Source organism: Agromyces laixinhei (genome assembly GCF_006337065.1).
GTDB classification, from domain to species: domain Bacteria; phylum Actinomycetota; class Actinomycetes; order Actinomycetales; family Microbacteriaceae; genus Agromyces; species Agromyces laixinhei.
Genome location: NZ_CP040872.1, coordinates 1,929,246 through 1,944,368, shown reverse-complemented (window position 1 = coordinate 1,944,368; position 15,123 = coordinate 1,929,246). Strand labels below are relative to the sequence as shown.

Here is a 15,123-nt window from a genome sequence, read left to right as displayed (position 1 = left end):
CACCGTCACGGTATGGGCGGAACGGGCTGCCCGTCGTAGAGTTCGACCATCGCGTGCTCGTACTTCCGCTTCAGGAGCAGCGTGTAGAGCACTCGCACCGGTGCCGGAACGTTCTCCTTCATCCATGCTGAGCGCTCATCGGGCTCGATGGTGGCGAGCATGAAGCCGAACTGGAGCGCCATGATGTCCCTCGGCAGATCCTTCCTGGCCGCCTGGAGGCCCGCGAGGGCGTGCTCGCCCATCTCGTCCCACTCGTCCTGCGTCAGCACCGATGCCGCAACGGGCACGATGTGCTCCTCCTCCGGTGCGAGGTGACCGAGCAGGGTGCCCCGAAGATGCTCGACACCCGCCGCCAGGCGGTCTCGGCTCGCGGCATCCGCTTCTTCGCGCCATGTGATGAGCAGAGGCTCGACCGTCGCGAGCTCCGCCGCCACCTGCGCGTGCTGTGCCTTCATCTGGTCGACGTGCGCCGCGCAGCCGGGCGAACGTTCCGCGAGACGGTCCCAGAGCACCAGGTCCTCGGTCTCGTGGTGCAGGTGCAGCGCGAAGAAATCCATGTGCGCATAGTCGGCGACGACGGAGACCCGAGCGACATCGCCGTCGCCGACGCCTCGGATGAGGCCGGGGAGTTCGCCGTAGAGCCACCGGAAGATCCGATGCACCTGGATCAGGTCACTCGTGTCGCAACCCGGCTGCTGCCCGCTCGGCAACGGATCGGAGCTGCTCGGGAGTTTCGTGACCATGTCGAACCCCTGTTCCGCGCCGTGTGGCGTGCGTAGGGGTCACTCTCGTCGACGCATCGAATGGACAAACGAACGGTGCAAATATACTCGCCGACCGGTGCATCCGCTATCGGGGACCGCGCTCGACGGCGCAGGGTCAGGCCGCGCGAACCTTGGCGAGGAAGTACTCGTGGAAGCGGTACTCCCCCGTGATCTCGGGGTGGAAGCTCGTGCCGAGGAGGTTCCCCTGCTCGACGGCCACCACACGCCCGTCGGCGAGCGACGCGAGCGGCGTCGCGGAATCGCCGACCGATTCGACGACCGGTCCGCGGATGAAGACCGCGTGCACAGGAGCGTCGCCGAGCGCCGGAACGTCGAGGTCGGTCTCGAAGGACTGGTTCTGCGAGCCGAAGGCGTTGCGGCGCACGACGACGTCGAGGCCTCCGAGCGACTCCTGGCCGTCGATCGCGTCGAGCACTGCGTCGGCGAGCAGGATCAGCCCGGCGCAGGTGCCGTAGACGGGCAGCCCCGCGGCGATCGCGGCGCGCAGCGGTGCCTGCAGCCCGAAGATGCGCGTCAGCTTGTCCATGACGGTCGACTCGCCCCCGGGGATCACGAGACCGTCGACCCCGTCGAGGTCTTCGGGGCGACGGACGAGCGACACCTCGGCACCGAGCGACGCGAGCACGTGCGCGTGCTCACGGAAGTCGCCCTGGAGCGCGAGCACCCCGACGCGGGGGCCGGCCGAGGCCGGCGCCGCGCGGATGGATCCGCTTCTGAGACTCGTCGTCACCAGCCGCGCTCGGCGAGACGATGCGGAGCCGCGAGGTCGGCGACATTGATACCGACCATGGCCTCGCCGAGGCCGCGGGAGACCTGTGCGACGACCGACGGGTCGTCGTAGAACGTGGTCGCCTTCACGACCGCAGCGGCACGAGCCTCGGGGTTGCCCGACTTGAAGATGCCCGAGCCCACGAACACGCCGTCGGCGCCGAGCTGCATCATCATCGCGGCATCCGCCGGAGTGGCCACGCCGCCGGCGACGAAGAGCACGACGGGGAGCTTGCCGGTCTCGGCGACCTCGAGCACGAGCTCGTACGGCGCCTGCAGCTCCTTGGCGGCCACGTACAGCTCGTCGCGCGTCATCGACTTCAGCTGGTTGATCTCGGAGGAGATCTTGCGGATGTGCTTGGTCGCCTCCGAGACGTCGCCCGTGCCGGCCTCGCCCTTCGATCGGATCATCGCGGCGCCCTCGTTGATGCGGCGAAGCGCCTCACCGAGGTTCGTGGCGCCGCAGACGAACGGGGTGTTGAACGACCACTTGTCGATGTGGTTCACGTAGTCAGCGGGCGAGAGCACTTCCGACTCGTCGATGTAGTCGACGTCGAGCGCTTGCAGCACCTGCGCCTCGACGAAGTGGCCGATGCGAGCCTTCGCCATGACGGGGATCGACACCTCGGCGATGATCGCGTCGATGAGGTCGGGGTCGCTCATGCGGGCGACGCCGCCCTGCGAACGGATGTCGGCGGGCACTCGCTCGAGCGCCATGACGGCGACGGCGCCGGCATCTTCGGCGATACGCGCCTGCTCGGGCGTGACGACGTCCATGATGACGCCGCCCTTCAGCATCTCGGCGAGGCCGCGCTTCACGCGGTTCGAACCCGTTTCGGAGACGGTCACAGGGAATCCTTCCGGACGAGCGCGCACATCGTCGCGCATCAGTACAGACCAACAGAACTATTGTCCTAGGCCAAAAGATAGCATGGTCGCAGACACGAGGAAGGACGGTTCGTCATCAACGACATCGAGGGTCGCTCCGCGGCCGAGATCGCCGACAGCCTGCGCACGCTCATCGAGCGCGGCGCGCTCCGGCCGGGCGATGCGCTCCCGCCGGTGCGTGCGCTCGCGGAGCATCTCGGCGTCAACCGCAACACCGCCGTCTCCGCCTACCGGCAGCTGACGAACGCCGGCGTCGTCATCACCCTGGGTCGCGGCGGCACACGCGTCGCGGGCGGCTCGGCCGTCGCCCAGGAGGGGTTCGCCGACACGGCCCTCCGCGACATCGGCACCGGCAATCCCGATCCGGCACGCATCCCCGACCCGTCGACAGCATTGGCGAGCATCGCCCGACGCCCCGTGCTGTACGGCGAACCCGTCATCGATCCCGTCTTGGGAGAGTGGGCCCGCACCTGGATGGGCACCGACCTCCCCGCCGAGATTCCGATGCGGATCACCGTCACGAGTGGCGCGGCCGACGCCGTCGAACGGCTGCTGGCCCAAGCGCTCACGCGCGACGACGCGGTCGCGCTCGAAGACCCGTGCTTCCTCACGAGCATCCACACGGTGCAGGTCGGCGGCTACCGCCCGGTGCCGGTGCCGATCGATGACGAGGGCATGACCGTCGAGGGCCTGCGGGCCGCACTCGAACAGGGTGTTCGGGCCGTCATCTGCACCCCGCGCGCACAGAATCCCACCGGCGCGAGCCTCTCCGAGCGGCGTGCCGCCGAGCTTCGCGCGGTGCTCGGCGAACACCCCTACGTGCTCGTCATCGAAGACGACCACTACTCGCTGCTCTCGCAACTGCCGCACCACTCGCTCATCGGCGCCGGGCATCGACGCTGGGCGCTCGTGCGCTCGGTCTCCAAGTTCCTCGGCCCAGACATGTGCCTTGCCGTCACGGCCTCCGACCCCGAGACCGCCGACCGGCTCGCGACGCGACTGACGCCGGGCACCACGTGGGTGAGCCACCTGCTGCAGCGACTCGTGCGCACGCTCGCGACCGACCCCGAGGTCGCAGCCGCCATCAGTGCGGCCGGCGAACACTACGCCGCTCGCAACGCAGCCTTCGCCGAACTGCTCACCGCCGAGGGCGTTCCGACGCGGCCCGGCGACGGCCTGAACGTCTGGGTTCCCCTCGGCGCCCCCGCACGCGCCGTCTCGGAGCAGCTCATGCGCCGCGGTTGGCTCGCCAGGCCCGGCGACGAATTCGCGCTCGGCGGCGAGGCATCCGACCACCTGCGCCTGACGGTGCACGACCTCGACGACGACGACCTGCGGAAGCTGGCCGGCGACGTCGGCGCTTCCGTGCGCGCCGTCCGCCCGTGACGACAGCGCCGCGAACTGGGCCTCCGCCCGAGATGCGATGATCGAGCGGTGAAGATTCTCTCGATCCAGTCCGCGGTCGCCTACGGTCACGTCGGCAACTCCGCCGCCGTCTTCCCCCTGCAGCGCATCGGCGTCGAGGTGTTGCCGGTCTACACCGTCAACTTCTCGAATCACACCGGCTACGGCGCCTGGCGCGGTCCGATGATCAGCCCCGACGAGGTGAGCGAGGTCATCACCGGCATCGAGGAACGGGGCGTCTTCCCGCAGATCGACGTCGTGCTCTCGGGGTACCAGGGCGGCGAGGGCATCGCCGACGTGATTCTCGACGCCGTCGCGCGGGTCAAGTCCGCGAACCCCGAAGCGGTCTACGCCTGCGACCCGGTCATGGGCAATGCGAAATCCGGATGCTTCGTGGCCCCCGCCATCCCGGTCCTGCTGCGCGACCGTGTGGTTCCCGCGGCCGACATCATCACGCCCAATCAGTTCGAGCTGGGATTTCTCACGGAGACCGAACCCGACACGCTCGAGTCGACCCTGGCGTCGGTCGAGCTCGTGCGCGCCACCGGGCCGCGCACCGTGCTCGTCACGAGCGTCGAGCGGCCCGACCGCGATGACGGCACGATCGAGATGCTCGCCGTCGACGATTCGGGGGCGTGGATCGTGGCGACCCCGAAGCTGCCGCTGAAGGCCAACGGTTCCGGGGACGTCACGGCGGCGCTGTTCACCGCGCACTACCGTCGCACGGGCTCTGCCGCCGATGCCCTCGCGCGCACGACCTCGAGCGTCTTCGACCTGCTGTCGCTCACGCAGGAATCAGGCGAACGCGAGCTGCAACTGGTGGAGGCGCAGGAGACGTACGCCGATCCGCGCATGCAGTTCGACGTGCGTCAGGTGCGCTGAGCGCTCAGCGGGGCCACGCCTCGGCGATCTCGTGACGAACCTCGCCGAGCAGTCGCGGCAGCGCCTTCGTGCCCGCGATGATCGGGAAGAAGTTCGAGTCGAGCGCCCATCGGGGCACGATGTGCTGGTGCAGGTGCTCGGCGATGCCGGCGCCGGCGATGCGGCCCTGATTCATGCCGAGGTTGAACCCATCGCACTTCGACACCTGCTTCAGCACGCGCATCGCGATCTGCGTGAGCTCGCCGATCTCCGCGATTTCTTCCGGCGTGGCCTCGTCGTACGTCGCCACATGGCGATAGGGGCAGACCAACAGGTGTCCGCTGTTGTACGGGTAGAGGTTCAGCAGCACGTACGCGTGCGTGCCGCGCGCGACGATGAGCGACTGCTCGTCGCTCATCTCGGGCGCTCGGCAGAACGGGCACGTGTGCTCGTCGGGCTGCTGGCCGTGCTGGATGTACACCAGCCGGTGCGGCGTCCAGAGGCGTTGGAAGGCGTCGGGCACACCCGCGAGGTCGGCTGCGGCATCCGTCTGGATGCCCTCGAACTCGTCGGGCCGGTACGCGCTCATGCGAACAGGTCGTCGCGAGTGACGACCTGGCGACGCTCCTCGATGACCTGCCTGATGCGCTCGACCGCTTCTGCGATCGCGACGCCGTTCTCCTGCGTGCCGTCGCGGAAACGGAAGCTCACGGTCTCGGCCGAGCGGTCGCTCTCGCCCGCAATGAGCTGGAGCGGCACCTTCTGAGTGGTGTGCGTGCGGATCTTCTTCTGCATGCGATCGTCGCTCACGTCGAGCTCGGCGCGAACGCCCGCGCCCTTCAGCTGCTCGATGATCGCACCGAGGTAGGGAACGAAGTCATCCGCGACGGGGATGCCCACGACCTGCACCGGCGCGAGCCACACCGGGAACGCACCCGCGTAGTGCTCGAGGAGGATCGCGAAGAAGCGTTCGATCGAACCGAACAGCGCCCGGTGGATCATGATGGGCCGCTTCTTCTGCCCGTCGCGGTCGGTGAACTCGAGGCCGAAGCGTTCGGGCAGGTTCGGGTCGACCTGCACGGTCGAGAGCTGCCAGGTGCGGCCGATCGCGTCACGGGTCTTGAGGTCGATCTTCGGCCCGTAGAACGCGGCTTCGCCCGGCATCTCGGTCAGCTTGAGTCCGCTCGAGCGGGCGACATTGCGAAGGGCGTTCGTCGAGTACTCCCAGAACTCCTCGGAACCGATCCACTTGCCCTTCTCGTCGTCACGCATCGACAGCTCGAGTTCGAAGTCGTCGAGGCCGAAGTCGCGCAGCATCGAGATGACGAACTCGATGACCTTGGTCGCCTCCTCTTCGAGCTGGTCGGGCGTGACGAAGAGGTGCGAGTCGTCCTGCGTGAAGCCGCGCACGCGGGTGAGCCCGTGCAGAGCGCCCGAGAGCTCGTTGCGGTAGACGGTGCCGTTCTCGGCGAGCCGCATCGGCAGGTCGCGGTAGCTGCGCCCGCGCTCCTTGTAGATGAGGATGTGCATCGGGCAGTTCATCGGCTTCAGGTAGTAGTCCTGGCCGTGCTTGGTGATGTTGCCCTCGGCGTCGCGCTCCTCGTCCATGACGATGGGCGGGAACATCCCCTCCTTGTACGTGACGAGGTGGTTCGACGTGAGGAAGAGGTCTTCCTTCGAGATGTGCGGCGTGTACACGTAGGTGTAGCCGCCCTCGATATGGCGACGACGAGCATGCTGCTCCATCTCCATGCGCACGACTCCGCCGCGGGGGTGCCAGACCGACAGGCCCGAACCGATCTCCTCGGGAAAGCTGAAGAGGTCGAGATCGCGACCGAGCTTGCGATGGTCGCGTCGCGCGGCCTCCTCGAGTCGGTGCTGATAGGCGCGCAGTTCGTCTTTCGTCGGCCACGCGGTGCCGTAGATGCGCTGAAGCTGGGGGTTCTTCTCCGAACCGCGCCAGTAGGCCGCCGCGATGCGGGTGAGGGACCAGCCGTTGCCGATCATGCGGGTGTTCGGCAGGTGCGGACCCCGGCAGAGGTCTTTCCAGACGGTCTCACCGGTCTTCGGGTCGACGTTGTCGTAGATGGTGAGCTCGCCGGCGCCGACCTCGACGTTCTCGTTGTCGCTCGTGCTCGTCGAGCCCGCCGACACCCCGCCCTTGAGGCCGATCAGCTCGAGCTTGTACGGCTCGTTCGCGAGTTCGGCGCGTGCCTCGTCGTCGGTGACGACCCGGCGCATGAAGCGCTGGCCGGCACGGATGATGCGGGACATCTCCTTGTCGAGCGCCTTGAGGTCTTCGGGAGTGAACGGCTCGGCGACGTCGAAGTCGTAGTAGAAGCCGTCGGTGACGGGCGGGCCGATGCCGAGCTTCGCCTCGGAGTTGATCGACTGCACCGCCTGCGCGAGCACGTGCGCGGCCGAGTGTCGCAAGATGTTCAGGCCGTCGGGCGAGTCGATCGTGACGGGGTCGACCGTGTCGGTGTCGGTGACCGTCGTCGCGAGGTCCTTGAGCTCGCCGTTGACGCGCATCGCGACAACGGATCGGTCGGTGAAGAGCTCGAAGCCGTCGGCCACCTGGACACTCCTTGAGATCGGTCTACAGAACCCTTCAACTGTAGTCGCCGCCGTCTCGGCTGTTCGGCACCTCGGTGCTGTCCCGGAGACGTCTCGACTTCCACAGTTCTAGAGTTTTCCTCATGTACGAGACATCGAAAGAGCTGGGCTCCCGCAGCGAGTTCGACGAGCGCGTGGTCGAATTCGACGACTTCGAGCCGGACATCCGCCTCGAGGAGTGGGCTGAGAAGTACCGGATCGGGGAGCTCGTGCTCGGCCCGATCTTCTGGGCGCCGATCGACTTCCTCTCGCCCGTGCACACCGTCGGCAAGGGGCGAACCAATCTCACCCTGATCCGCCCGACGATCATGCAGACCGACGCCGTCACCCCCTACGCCGGCTTCGACCGCCGCGAGTCGCCGACCCGCAACCCCGCGGTCTCCATGCACTTCGAGCCCGCCGCCTACGGCATCACGGGGGTGGGAACGTACGTCTGCACCTTCTCGGTGGAGTCCGGAGCCCCGGTGACGCTGAACGCGAGCGGCTATGCGGCATCCGGAACCGTCGTCGGCGCGGGACCCAGGAGCGTGAACGGAAAGCACACCGTGAGCCTCACCCTGAAGAACCTGCCCGCCCACGGCGGCTGGGCTGCGATCGAGCAGACGGCGGGCGACTCGTGGGCCTGGTACACGACCCGCATCACCTATCCCCCGCTCATCTTCGAGCAGGTCGGGTGACTCGGCGACGGCACGACCCGGGAACGGCGAAAGCCCCGGCATTGCCGGGGCTTTCGTGTGGTGGGCGATACTGGGATCGAACCAGTGACCTCTTCCGTGTCAGGGAAGCGCGCTACCGCTGCGCCAATCGCCCAAGGCGAGAATGGAAGTTCTCAGCTTGGAGGTGGATACGGGATTCGAACCCGTGTATACGGCTTTGCAGGCCGCTGCCTCGCCACTCGGCCAATCCACCGTGTTTGGGTTCACCACCAAAAGAACAGGAATCGGGCTTTCGCCCGATCCTGATCAGAGCGGATGACGAGATTCGAACTCGCGACCCTCACCTTGGCAAGGTGATGCGCTACCACTGCGCCACATCCGCATCGCTCGCATTTCTGCGTGCAGGAAGACTCTAACCGATACTCCGAACGATTCACAAACCGGCGGAGAGGTGGTGACGGTTCGGGCCGGTCACTGCACCATTCCGCTCCGATATCCCGGGCGTGTCGAGCGGAATCGAGGCACACGGCGAGACCCCGAGCCCATCTCCGCGCTCTCGGCCCTGGCAGCTTCGCGCCCGATGTGCAATCACCCCGCACGGTCGGCTAGTATCGAGTCCGCGGTCACCACGGTGACTCGCGAATGCAACATGGGCGATTGGCGCAGCTGGTAGCGCGCTTCCTTCACACGGAAGAGGTCGTCGGTTCGAGCCCGGCATCGCCCACGAAAGCCCCCACTCCACTGGGGGCTTTCTTCATACCCGGGCGGCCCCTCCCCCGTTGTGGCGGTTCCGACCGCCGAGTACGGTGTGCCGTGAATACGCGAGGCGAGGGAGAGAAGCCATGTCGGGTGAGGTCTCGTTCATCGAATTCGGCGCATCGGATGCCACCACCGCACGCAGCTTCTACGGCAAGCTCTTCGACTGGACCTTCGAGTCGGGCCCCGGCGGCAACGGCTACTCGATCGACGGGGTCGGCGTGCCCGCGGGCGTGCACGGCGGCGACCCGGGCGCGGCGCCGTACGTGTTCTTCCGCGTGGATGACCTCGATGCCGCGGTCGCACGGGTCGAGCGTCTCGGCGGCACGGTGTCGGCAGTGGAGGGCGCCGACGATGAAGCGTCGATCGCGATCTACGGGGAGTTCCGGCTGTGCCGCGATGACCAGGGGTCGCCGTTCGGGCTCCACCGCCCGCCGCGGGCCTGAGCTGCGGTCGCGCCTCAGCGCCAGCCGTACCTCGCATCGAGTGCGGCGGCAAGACGGCTGTAGCGCTCGGCATCGAGCGAAGCCGCTTCGCGGCGCATCCCGCCGGTCCGCACGCGGAACACCCGGTCGATGCGCGCCCAGCTCGGGCGTCCCTCGCCGTCCCAGGCACCGGCTCCGAGCGACACGAAGTCGCGATCGCCGTCATGCTCCTTGCTGGTCAGCTGCACCGCGAGATATTCACCGGCGGCGGATGCCGCCACGACGACGACCGGGCGATCCTTGCCACGCCCATCGTTCTCTTCGTAGGGCACCCAGGTCCACACGACCTCTCCCGGGTCGGGTTCGCCGTCGCGCGACGGCGAATAGCCCAGTTCGACGCCGCGGAGGCGACGCGGATCCACCTCGATCGTGGCGGTCTCGCCCGTCTGCCCCGGTGAGACGGTGCCGGTCGACGTCGAGGTTCGTGCCGCGACATCCGCAGTGTTCGACCCGCTGCCGAACAGGGACTTGACGGCACGGGAGAGGGCGGTGAGGAAGCGGCCGGTGTCTGACACACCGGCACACTACCCCACCGCCCTCAGGCGAGGCGGGCCCGCGAACGCGCCCGCCGACTCAGACCGTCTCGAGCTTGTAGCCCTCCTCGCCGTGCACGACGGTGTCGATGCCGGCGATCTCGTCCTCGTTCTTGACGCGGAAGCCGATCGTCTTCTCGATCGCGAAGCCGAGCACGAAGGCGACGACGAAGGAGTAGAGCAGCACGGCGAGTGCGGCGATCGTCTGCACCGCGAGCTGACCGAGGTCGCCGCCGGTGAAGAGACCGGTGTCGATGGCGAAGAACCCGAGGTACAGGGTGCCGATGAGGCCGCCGACGAGGTGGATGCCCACGACGTCGAGCGAGTCGTCGAAGCCGAGCTTGAACTTCAGCTCGATGGCGAGGGCGCAGACGGCTCCGGCGACCGCGCCGAGCAGCAGCGCCCAGCCGGGTTCGAGGTTCGCACAGGCCGGAGTGACCGCGACGAGTCCGGCGACGGCGCCGGATCCGGCGCCGACCGCGGTGGGCTTGCCGTCCTTGATCTTCTCCACGACGAGCCAGCCGAGGATTGCCGCAGCGGTCGCGCCGAGCGTGTTGAGCACGATCAGGCCGGTGTTCGCGAGGCCGTTGAGCCACTCGGCGCCGGCGTTGAAGCCGAACCAGCCGAACCAGAGCACTGCGGCGCCGAGAAGCGTGAGCGGCACGTTGTGCGGCTTGTCCATGCCCTTCTGGAATCCGACGCGCTTGCCGAGCACGAGGGCGAGGGCGAGGGCAGCCGCACCGGCGTTGATGTGCACGGCCGTGCCGCCCGCGTAGTCGATGACGCCCGGCAGGCCGAGGCTCTCACCGAGGTTGAGAATCCAGCCGCCGCCCCACACCCAGGCCGCGACCGGGAAGTAGACGAGCGTCGCCCAGATGCCGGCGAAGACCAACCACGAGCCGAACTTGGCACGGTCGGCGATGGCGCCCGAGATGAGCGCGACGGTGATGATCGCGAACGTCGCGCCGAACGCGACGCCGATCAGGTCGGTGTTGGCCGACTCTCCGGTCGCGAGGGCGCCGAGGCCGAAGTCCGAGAACGGGTTGCCCGCGAAGTCCCAGACGCCGCCCACTGCGCTCATGTTGAAGCCGTACAGCACCCAGAGCACGCCGACGAGCCCGAGCGCGCCGAAGCTCATCATCATCATGCTGACGACGCTCTTCGCCTTGACGAGCCCGCCGTAGAAGAAGGCGACGCCCGGCGTCATGAACAGTACGAGCGCTGTGGCCGTGATGGCCCACGCAATGCTTCCCGTATCCATTGGAAAAATCCTCACACCTCGGTGAATCTGCAGGGGACATACCGCGAGGGTGACGGGGGCGTCGGTCTCGGGTACTGCGATCAGAATGGTGCGGGTTCGTTTCAGCCACGCTGCATGCTTCGTTTCGAGTCCGTTACGAACTCGCGGCCCGTGTAACGAGCATGTTTCGGGATGCCGCGTGGCGCGGGCTCAGTCGTGCGGAGGCAGTTCGCCCGTGGTGAGCGCGATCATGCGCGACATCGCCCGGAGGTACTTCTTGCGGTAACCGCCTGACATCATGTCGGCGGCGAACACCTCGTCGAGCGGCACACCACTTGCGATGATGGGCACCTCGGCGTCGTAGACGCGGTCGATGAAGGCCACGAGGCGCAGCGCCGCGTTCTGGTCGGAGAGCTCGTGCACCCCCTCGAGGGCGATGAACTCGAGCCCGGCGACGAGCTTCACGTACTTCGACGGGTGCACGGTCGCGAGGTGCGCGACGACGTCGTCGAAGCCGTCGAGCGAGACGCGGTGCCCGCGCTCGGCGAGCGCCCCGGCGGTGTGTGCGACGTCGGCATCGCCCGCGAGCGACGCTGCGTGGCCCTCGGTGTCGCGACGACGGTAGTCGAGGCCGTCGATGCGCAGCGTCTCGAAATTCGATGAGAGGGCGTGGATCTCGCGGAGGAAGTCGGAGGCGGCGAACCGCCCCTCGCCGAGAGCGTTCGGCGGCGTGTTCGACGTCGCGGCGACGCGCGTGCCGCCGGCCATGAGCTCACCGAGGAACCGCGTCATGAGCATCGTGTCGCCCGGGTCGTCGAGCTCGAACTCGTCGATGCAGATCAGCTTCGCACCGCGCAGCAACTCGACCGCCGGCCGGTAGCCGAGAGCGCCGACGAGCGCCGTGTACTCGATGAACGTGCCGAAGTACTTGGGGCCGTGCGCCACATGCCAGAGCGCGGCGAGCAAGTGCGTCTTGCCGACGCCGAACCCGCCGTCGAGGTAGACGCCCGGCAACTCGATGCGTGCCGGGCGCTTGCGCGAGAAGAACCCGCCCGGGCGCTGCGCGGCACGCCACGCGCCGGCGAACTCCTTCAGGCGATCGAGCGCCGCCTGTTGCGATGCGAACTCGGGATCGGGCCGGTACGACTCGAACGACGCGTGTGCGAACTGCGGGGGCGGTGACAGCTCCGAAGCGATCTCGGCACCCGAGATCGACGGATTCCTCTCGACGAGACGGATGAGTGGCTGGCTCGATGCCGTGGTCATGCTGGAGGAGCTCCCGATGTGCATTTCGTTGCATCCGATGACGGGGGCTGTGACTTGCCCCCGTGCGCCGCGTAGATTCGTGGTGGACAGGTGATCAGCCTAGTCCGCTCCCCCGAACACCCCGCCCGACCGGGCGATCCCAGGAGGTACCCGATGTCCGCCGAGTACGACGCCGCTGCGAAGTTCGCCGAGTACGCCCACCCCGAGCGTCTCGTCACCACCGGATGGCTCGCCGAGCACCTCGGCCGACCCGGGCTGGTCGTCGTCGAGTCCGATGAGGACGTACTGCTGTACGAGACCGGCCACATTCCGGGCGCCGTGAAGATCGACTGGCACCTCGACCTCAACGACCCCGTCGTTCGCGACTACGTCGACGGTGAGCAGTTCGCCGCCCTCCTGGGCTCGAAGGGCATCGCCCGCGACACGACCGTCGTGATCTACGGCGACAAGAACAACTGGTGGGCCGCCTACGCCCTCTGGGTCTTCACGCTCTTCGGCCACGAAGACGTGCGTCTGCTCGACGGCGGCCGCGATCTCTGGATCGCAGAGGGCCGCGAACTCACGACCGCCGCCCCTGAGGTGACGCCGGTCGAGTACCCGGTCGTCGAGCGTGACGACCATGTCGTGCGCGCCTACAAGGACGACGTGCTCGCCCACTTCGGCAACCCGCTCATCGACGTGCGCTCACCAGAGGAGTACAACGGTGAGCGCACGACCGCGCCTGCCTATCCCGAAGAGAGCGCTCTGCGTGCGGGTCACATTCCCACCGCGGCATCCGTGCCATGGGCCCGTGCCGCTGCCGCCGACGGCACGTTCCGATCCCGCCCCGAACTCGACGCGATCTACCGCGACGAGGTCGGCCTCGCCGACGGCGACGACATCATCGCGTACTGCCGTATCGGCGAACGCTCGAGCCACACCTGGTTCGTGTTGAACCACCTGCTCGGGTTCGAGAAGGTGCGCAACTACGACGGTTCGTGGACCGAGTGGGGCAGTGCGGTGCGCGTGCCGATCGTCACCGGCGAAGAGCGCGGCGAGGCACCTGCCCGTTGACGCAGGCAGTCGAGCAGGCCCTCGGGTCGGCTACTCGGGCGGGCGCACGCAACCCGTGGAAGAATGGATCCCGATGACTTCGACGACCCTGCCCGCACGCCTCGCCGAGACCCGCGACGACTTCCTCGCACTCGGCGTGCGCGACCGCCTGCAACTGTTGCTCGAGTTCTCGAACGAGCTGCCCGAGTTGCCCGAGCGGTACGCCGACCACCCCGACCTGTTCGAACGGGTCGAGGAGTGCCAGTCCCCCGTGTTCATCTTCGTCGAGGTCGACGAGGCGCAGCGGGTGCACCTGCATGCCACCGCGCCGGCCGAATCGCCGACGACGCGCGGCTTCGCCTCGATCCTCGTGCAGGGTCTCGACGGCCTGAGCGCCGACGACGTGCTCGACGTGCCCGCCGACTACCCGCAGTCACTCGGCCTCAATGAGGCGGTCTCGCCGCTCCGCGTGCGCGGCATGACCGGCATGCTCGGCCGCATCAAGCGGCAGGTGCGCGAGCGCGTCGCAGCCTGAGGCTGCTCGTCAGCCGACGATCTCCGCCTCGTCGCCGAGTCGAGCCACGGTCTCGCTGCGACGGGCGAGCCAGTCGTGCACGAGCCCGGTCCACCGCTCGGGCTCGGCGTTCCAGAGCTTCGTGTGGCGCGCGCCCTCGAACTCCTCGAACTCGATGAGGTCGGGCCGGGCGGCCGCGAACCGGCGTGAGCCGTCGATCGGCACGAATCCGTCGTCGACGCTGTGCATGAGCAGCATCGGCACGTCGAACTCGTCGGCCCGAGCGATCGGGTCGAGGTCTTCGACGTCGATCGGCGCCGCGATGCCCGTGAGGCCGCCGCCGAGCGGCCCGCCGAGCACCCGCACCACGAGATCACCCAGTTCGGGCGGGAAGTTGTAGAGCTGACCCTGGAAGCGCAGGATGTCGGTCCAGTCGATCGCCGGTGAATCGAGCATCACCCCGACGAGTCGTTGTCGCACCTCAGGCGATCGCAGCACCGCCTGGAGCGAGATCGCCCCGCCCATCGACCAGCCCATGAGCACGATCTCCTCGGCGCCCTGGTCGACCGCGAACCGGGTCGCATCGACGACGTCGGCCCACTCGGTTCCTCCGAGGCCGTATCTGCGGTCGTTGCTCTCGGGCGCCTCTCCGTCGTTGCGGTACGAGATCAGGAGGGCGTTCCAGCCGGCGTCGTGTGCGGGGGCCACCGCGCGAAGGCCCTCCGGTCGCTTGGCGCCGCGCCCGTGCACTTGGATCACCCATCGCGCCGAGGCATCCGCCGCCCTGATGACCCATGCGGGCGCCGGGCCGAGGTCGGTCTCGACGACGACGTTCTCGTAGGGGAGGCCGAGTTCCCATGGGCCGAGGTGGTACCAGCCGTTGATGCGGCCGCGGCTCGCCCGGTCGAGGCGGCCGAAGTCGACGGACTCGATGCTGCGCCGCACTTCGCGCTCGCCGTCGACGATGACGTCTCCGAGCCGGGCATGACCCGCGTCGTGGTCGAACCAGAAGCCGTACCGGCCGCGCATGCGAGTCTCGGCCGAGCCGAGCAGGGTGATATCGCCCGCCGCGAGATCGACACGCGCGACGCGCACATCCTCTTCGCGCTTCTCGGGCGGTGTCACGACCTTGCGCGCGAAGAACACCGCAGTGGCGGCGGTCGCGGCGCCGATCGTCACGGCGATGAGTCCGACGGCCGCGGCCGCAATGCCGAGTGCCGCCGCGCCGCCGTTGCGTGGACGCATCCGTTTCCTCCCGAAGCAGTCGCCGTATGCCGGAGGTGCGGCGTGCCGCCGACGCCCCCGCTACCCGAGACTCT

General features: G+C 68.2%; 15 protein-coding genes and 4 tRNA genes. 7 read left to right on the top strand and 12 right to left on the bottom strand.

The genetic code is table 11. The features are described 5' to 3' along the window. Nucleotides 1-5: 5 nt before the first annotated feature. From FHG54_RS09150 to pdxS, 3 genes are all read right to left on the bottom strand, one after another. A complete protein-coding gene (locus tag FHG54_RS09150; protein ID WP_139416995.1) occupies nt 6-743 on the bottom strand; it encodes a hemerythrin domain-containing protein in 738 nt (245 codons plus the stop codon). Nucleotides 744-879: 136 nt separating this feature from the next. Further along, nucleotides 880-1,515, bottom strand: a complete 636-nt coding sequence (gene pdxT, locus FHG54_RS09145) for a pyridoxal 5'-phosphate synthase glutaminase subunit PdxT (protein WP_232333617.1) — start codon at nt 1,513-1,515, stop codon at nt 880-882. Beyond that, a complete protein-coding gene (gene pdxS, locus FHG54_RS09140) occupies nt 1,512-2,441 on the bottom strand; it encodes a pyridoxal 5'-phosphate synthase lyase subunit PdxS (RefSeq protein ID WP_210415422.1) in 930 nt (309 codons plus the stop codon). Before pdxS ends, pdxT begins: the two co-directional genes overlap by 4 nt. A gap of 75 nt (nt 2,442-2,516) precedes the next feature. On the opposite strand from pdxS, the gene FHG54_RS09135 reads away from it, so the two are divergent. Together FHG54_RS09135 and pdxY are read left to right on the top strand one after the other, a co-directional pair. Next, nucleotides 2,517-3,827 carry an aminotransferase class I/II-fold pyridoxal phosphate-dependent enzyme gene (locus FHG54_RS09135; protein WP_139416993.1) on the top strand — a complete coding sequence of 437 codons (1,311 nt, stop codon included), beginning with the start codon at nt 2,517-2,519 and terminating at the stop codon, nt 3,825-3,827. Between the two features lie 48 nt (nt 3,828-3,875). Next, nucleotides 3,876-4,727 carry a pyridoxal kinase PdxY gene (gene pdxY, locus FHG54_RS09130; protein WP_139416992.1) on the top strand — a complete coding sequence of 284 codons (852 nt, stop codon included), beginning with the start codon at nt 3,876-3,878 and terminating at the stop codon, nt 4,725-4,727. 4 nt (nt 4,728-4,731) lie between these two features. Here pdxY and FHG54_RS09125 read toward each other — a convergent pair whose 3' ends face one another. Both FHG54_RS09125 and thrS read right to left on the bottom strand, forming a co-directional pair. Further along, entirely contained in the window at nt 4,732-5,295 is a 564-nt protein-coding gene (locus FHG54_RS09125) for an HIT family protein (RefSeq protein ID WP_139416991.1), read from the bottom strand. Then, nucleotides 5,292-7,238 (bottom strand): threonine--tRNA ligase, encoded by a 1,947-nt coding sequence (gene thrS / locus FHG54_RS09120; protein WP_233437911.1) that lies wholly within the window; start codon nt 7,236-7,238, stop codon nt 5,292-5,294. The genes FHG54_RS09125 and thrS overlap by 4 nt, the downstream gene beginning before the upstream one ends. A gap of 167 nt (nt 7,239-7,405) precedes the next feature. Between thrS and FHG54_RS09115 the strand changes: the two genes are divergently transcribed. Continuing rightward, a complete protein-coding gene (locus FHG54_RS09115) occupies nt 7,406-7,999 on the top strand; it encodes a hypothetical protein (protein ID WP_139416989.1) in 594 nt (197 codons plus the stop codon). 58 nt (nt 8,000-8,057) lie between these two features. Here the strand turns inward: FHG54_RS09115 and FHG54_RS09110 are convergent. The 3 genes from FHG54_RS09110 to FHG54_RS09100 all read right to left on the bottom strand — a co-directional run bounded on the left by FHG54_RS09110 (nt 8,058) and on the right by FHG54_RS09100 (nt 8,360). Further along, nucleotides 8,058-8,132 (bottom strand) — tRNA-Val (locus FHG54_RS09110). Between the two features lie 25 nt (nt 8,133-8,157). Next, nucleotides 8,158-8,231, bottom strand: a tRNA-Cys gene (locus tag FHG54_RS09105). 57 nt (nt 8,232-8,288) lie between these two features. Next, nucleotides 8,289-8,360, bottom strand: a tRNA-Gly gene (locus tag FHG54_RS09100). Between the two features lie 269 nt (nt 8,361-8,629). Here FHG54_RS09100 and FHG54_RS09095 point away from each other — a divergent pair. Continuing rightward, nucleotides 8,630-8,702: transfer RNA gene (locus FHG54_RS09095), tRNA-Val, on the top strand. 118 nt (nt 8,703-8,820) lie between these two features. After that, nucleotides 8,821-9,180 (top strand): VOC family protein, encoded by a 360-nt coding sequence (locus tag FHG54_RS09090; RefSeq protein ID WP_139416988.1) that lies wholly within the window; start codon nt 8,821-8,823, stop codon nt 9,178-9,180. A gap of 14 nt (nt 9,181-9,194) precedes the next feature. Here the strand turns inward: FHG54_RS09090 and FHG54_RS09085 are convergent, their stop codons facing one another. From FHG54_RS09085 to zapE, 3 genes are all read right to left on the bottom strand, one after another. Further along, a complete protein-coding gene (locus FHG54_RS09085; RefSeq protein WP_211197744.1) occupies nt 9,195-9,734 on the bottom strand; it encodes a type II toxin-antitoxin system PemK/MazF family toxin in 540 nt (179 codons plus the stop codon). A 58-nt stretch (nt 9,735-9,792) separates the two neighbouring features. Next, the gene (locus FHG54_RS09080) at nt 9,793-11,013 is read right to left on the bottom strand and encodes an ammonium transporter (RefSeq protein ID WP_139416987.1); all 1,221 of its coding nucleotides are present in this window, start codon (nt 11,011-11,013) and stop codon (nt 9,793-9,795) included. Between the two features lie 189 nt (nt 11,014-11,202). Then, nucleotides 11,203-12,258 carry a cell division protein ZapE gene (gene zapE, locus FHG54_RS09075; RefSeq protein ID WP_139416986.1) on the bottom strand — a complete coding sequence of 352 codons (1,056 nt, stop codon included), beginning with the start codon at nt 12,256-12,258 and terminating at the stop codon, nt 11,203-11,205. Between the two features lie 153 nt (nt 12,259-12,411). Here zapE and FHG54_RS09070 point away from each other — a divergent pair, with 153 nt between their 5' ends. Then, a complete protein-coding gene (locus tag FHG54_RS09070; RefSeq protein ID WP_139416985.1) occupies nt 12,412-13,311 on the top strand; it encodes a sulfurtransferase in 900 nt (299 codons plus the stop codon). A 73-nt stretch (nt 13,312-13,384) separates the two neighbouring features. Then, nucleotides 13,385-13,825, top strand: a complete 441-nt coding sequence (locus FHG54_RS09065; protein WP_139416984.1) for a SufE family protein — start codon at nt 13,385-13,387, stop codon at nt 13,823-13,825. Between the two features lie 9 nt (nt 13,826-13,834). Here the strand turns inward: FHG54_RS09065 and FHG54_RS09060 are convergent, their stop codons facing one another. Continuing rightward, a complete protein-coding gene (locus tag FHG54_RS09060) occupies nt 13,835-15,049 on the bottom strand; it encodes an alpha/beta hydrolase family protein (protein ID WP_139416983.1) in 1,215 nt (404 codons plus the stop codon). Between the last annotated feature and the right edge of the window lie 74 nt (nt 15,050-15,123).

Coding starts and splice junctions, on each gene's coding strand:
- FHG54_RS09150 (WP_139416995.1), bottom strand. CDS start 743: ATGGTCACGAAACTCCCGAGCAGCTCCGATCCGTTGCCGAGCGGGCAG.
- pdxS (WP_210415422.1), bottom strand. CDS start 2,441: ATGCGCGACGATGTGCGCGCTCGTCCGGAAGGATTCCCTGTGACCGTC.
- FHG54_RS09125 (WP_139416991.1), bottom strand. CDS start 5,295: ATGAGCGCGTACCGGCCCGACGAGTTCGAGGGCATCCAGACGGATGCC.
- thrS (WP_233437911.1), bottom strand. CDS start 7,238: ATGCGCGTCAACGGCGAGCTCAAGGACCTCGCGACGACGGTCACCGAC.
- FHG54_RS09115 (WP_139416989.1), top strand. CDS start 7,406: ATGTACGAGACATCGAAAGAGCTGGGCTCCCGCAGCGAGTTCGACGAG.
- FHG54_RS09090 (WP_139416988.1), top strand. CDS start 8,821: ATGTCGGGTGAGGTCTCGTTCATCGAATTCGGCGCATCGGATGCCACC.
- FHG54_RS09080 (WP_139416987.1), bottom strand. CDS start 11,013: ATGGATACGGGAAGCATTGCGTGGGCCATCACGGCCACAGCGCTCGTA.
- zapE (WP_139416986.1), bottom strand. CDS start 12,258: ATGACCACGGCATCGAGCCAGCCACTCATCCGTCTCGTCGAGAGGAAT.
- FHG54_RS09070 (WP_139416985.1), top strand. CDS start 12,412: ATGTCCGCCGAGTACGACGCCGCTGCGAAGTTCGCCGAGTACGCCCAC.
- FHG54_RS09065 (WP_139416984.1), top strand. CDS start 13,385: ATGACTTCGACGACCCTGCCCGCACGCCTCGCCGAGACCCGCGACGAC.
- FHG54_RS09060 (WP_139416983.1), bottom strand. CDS start 15,049: ATGCGTCCACGCAACGGCGGCGCGGCGGCACTCGGCATTGCGGCCGCG.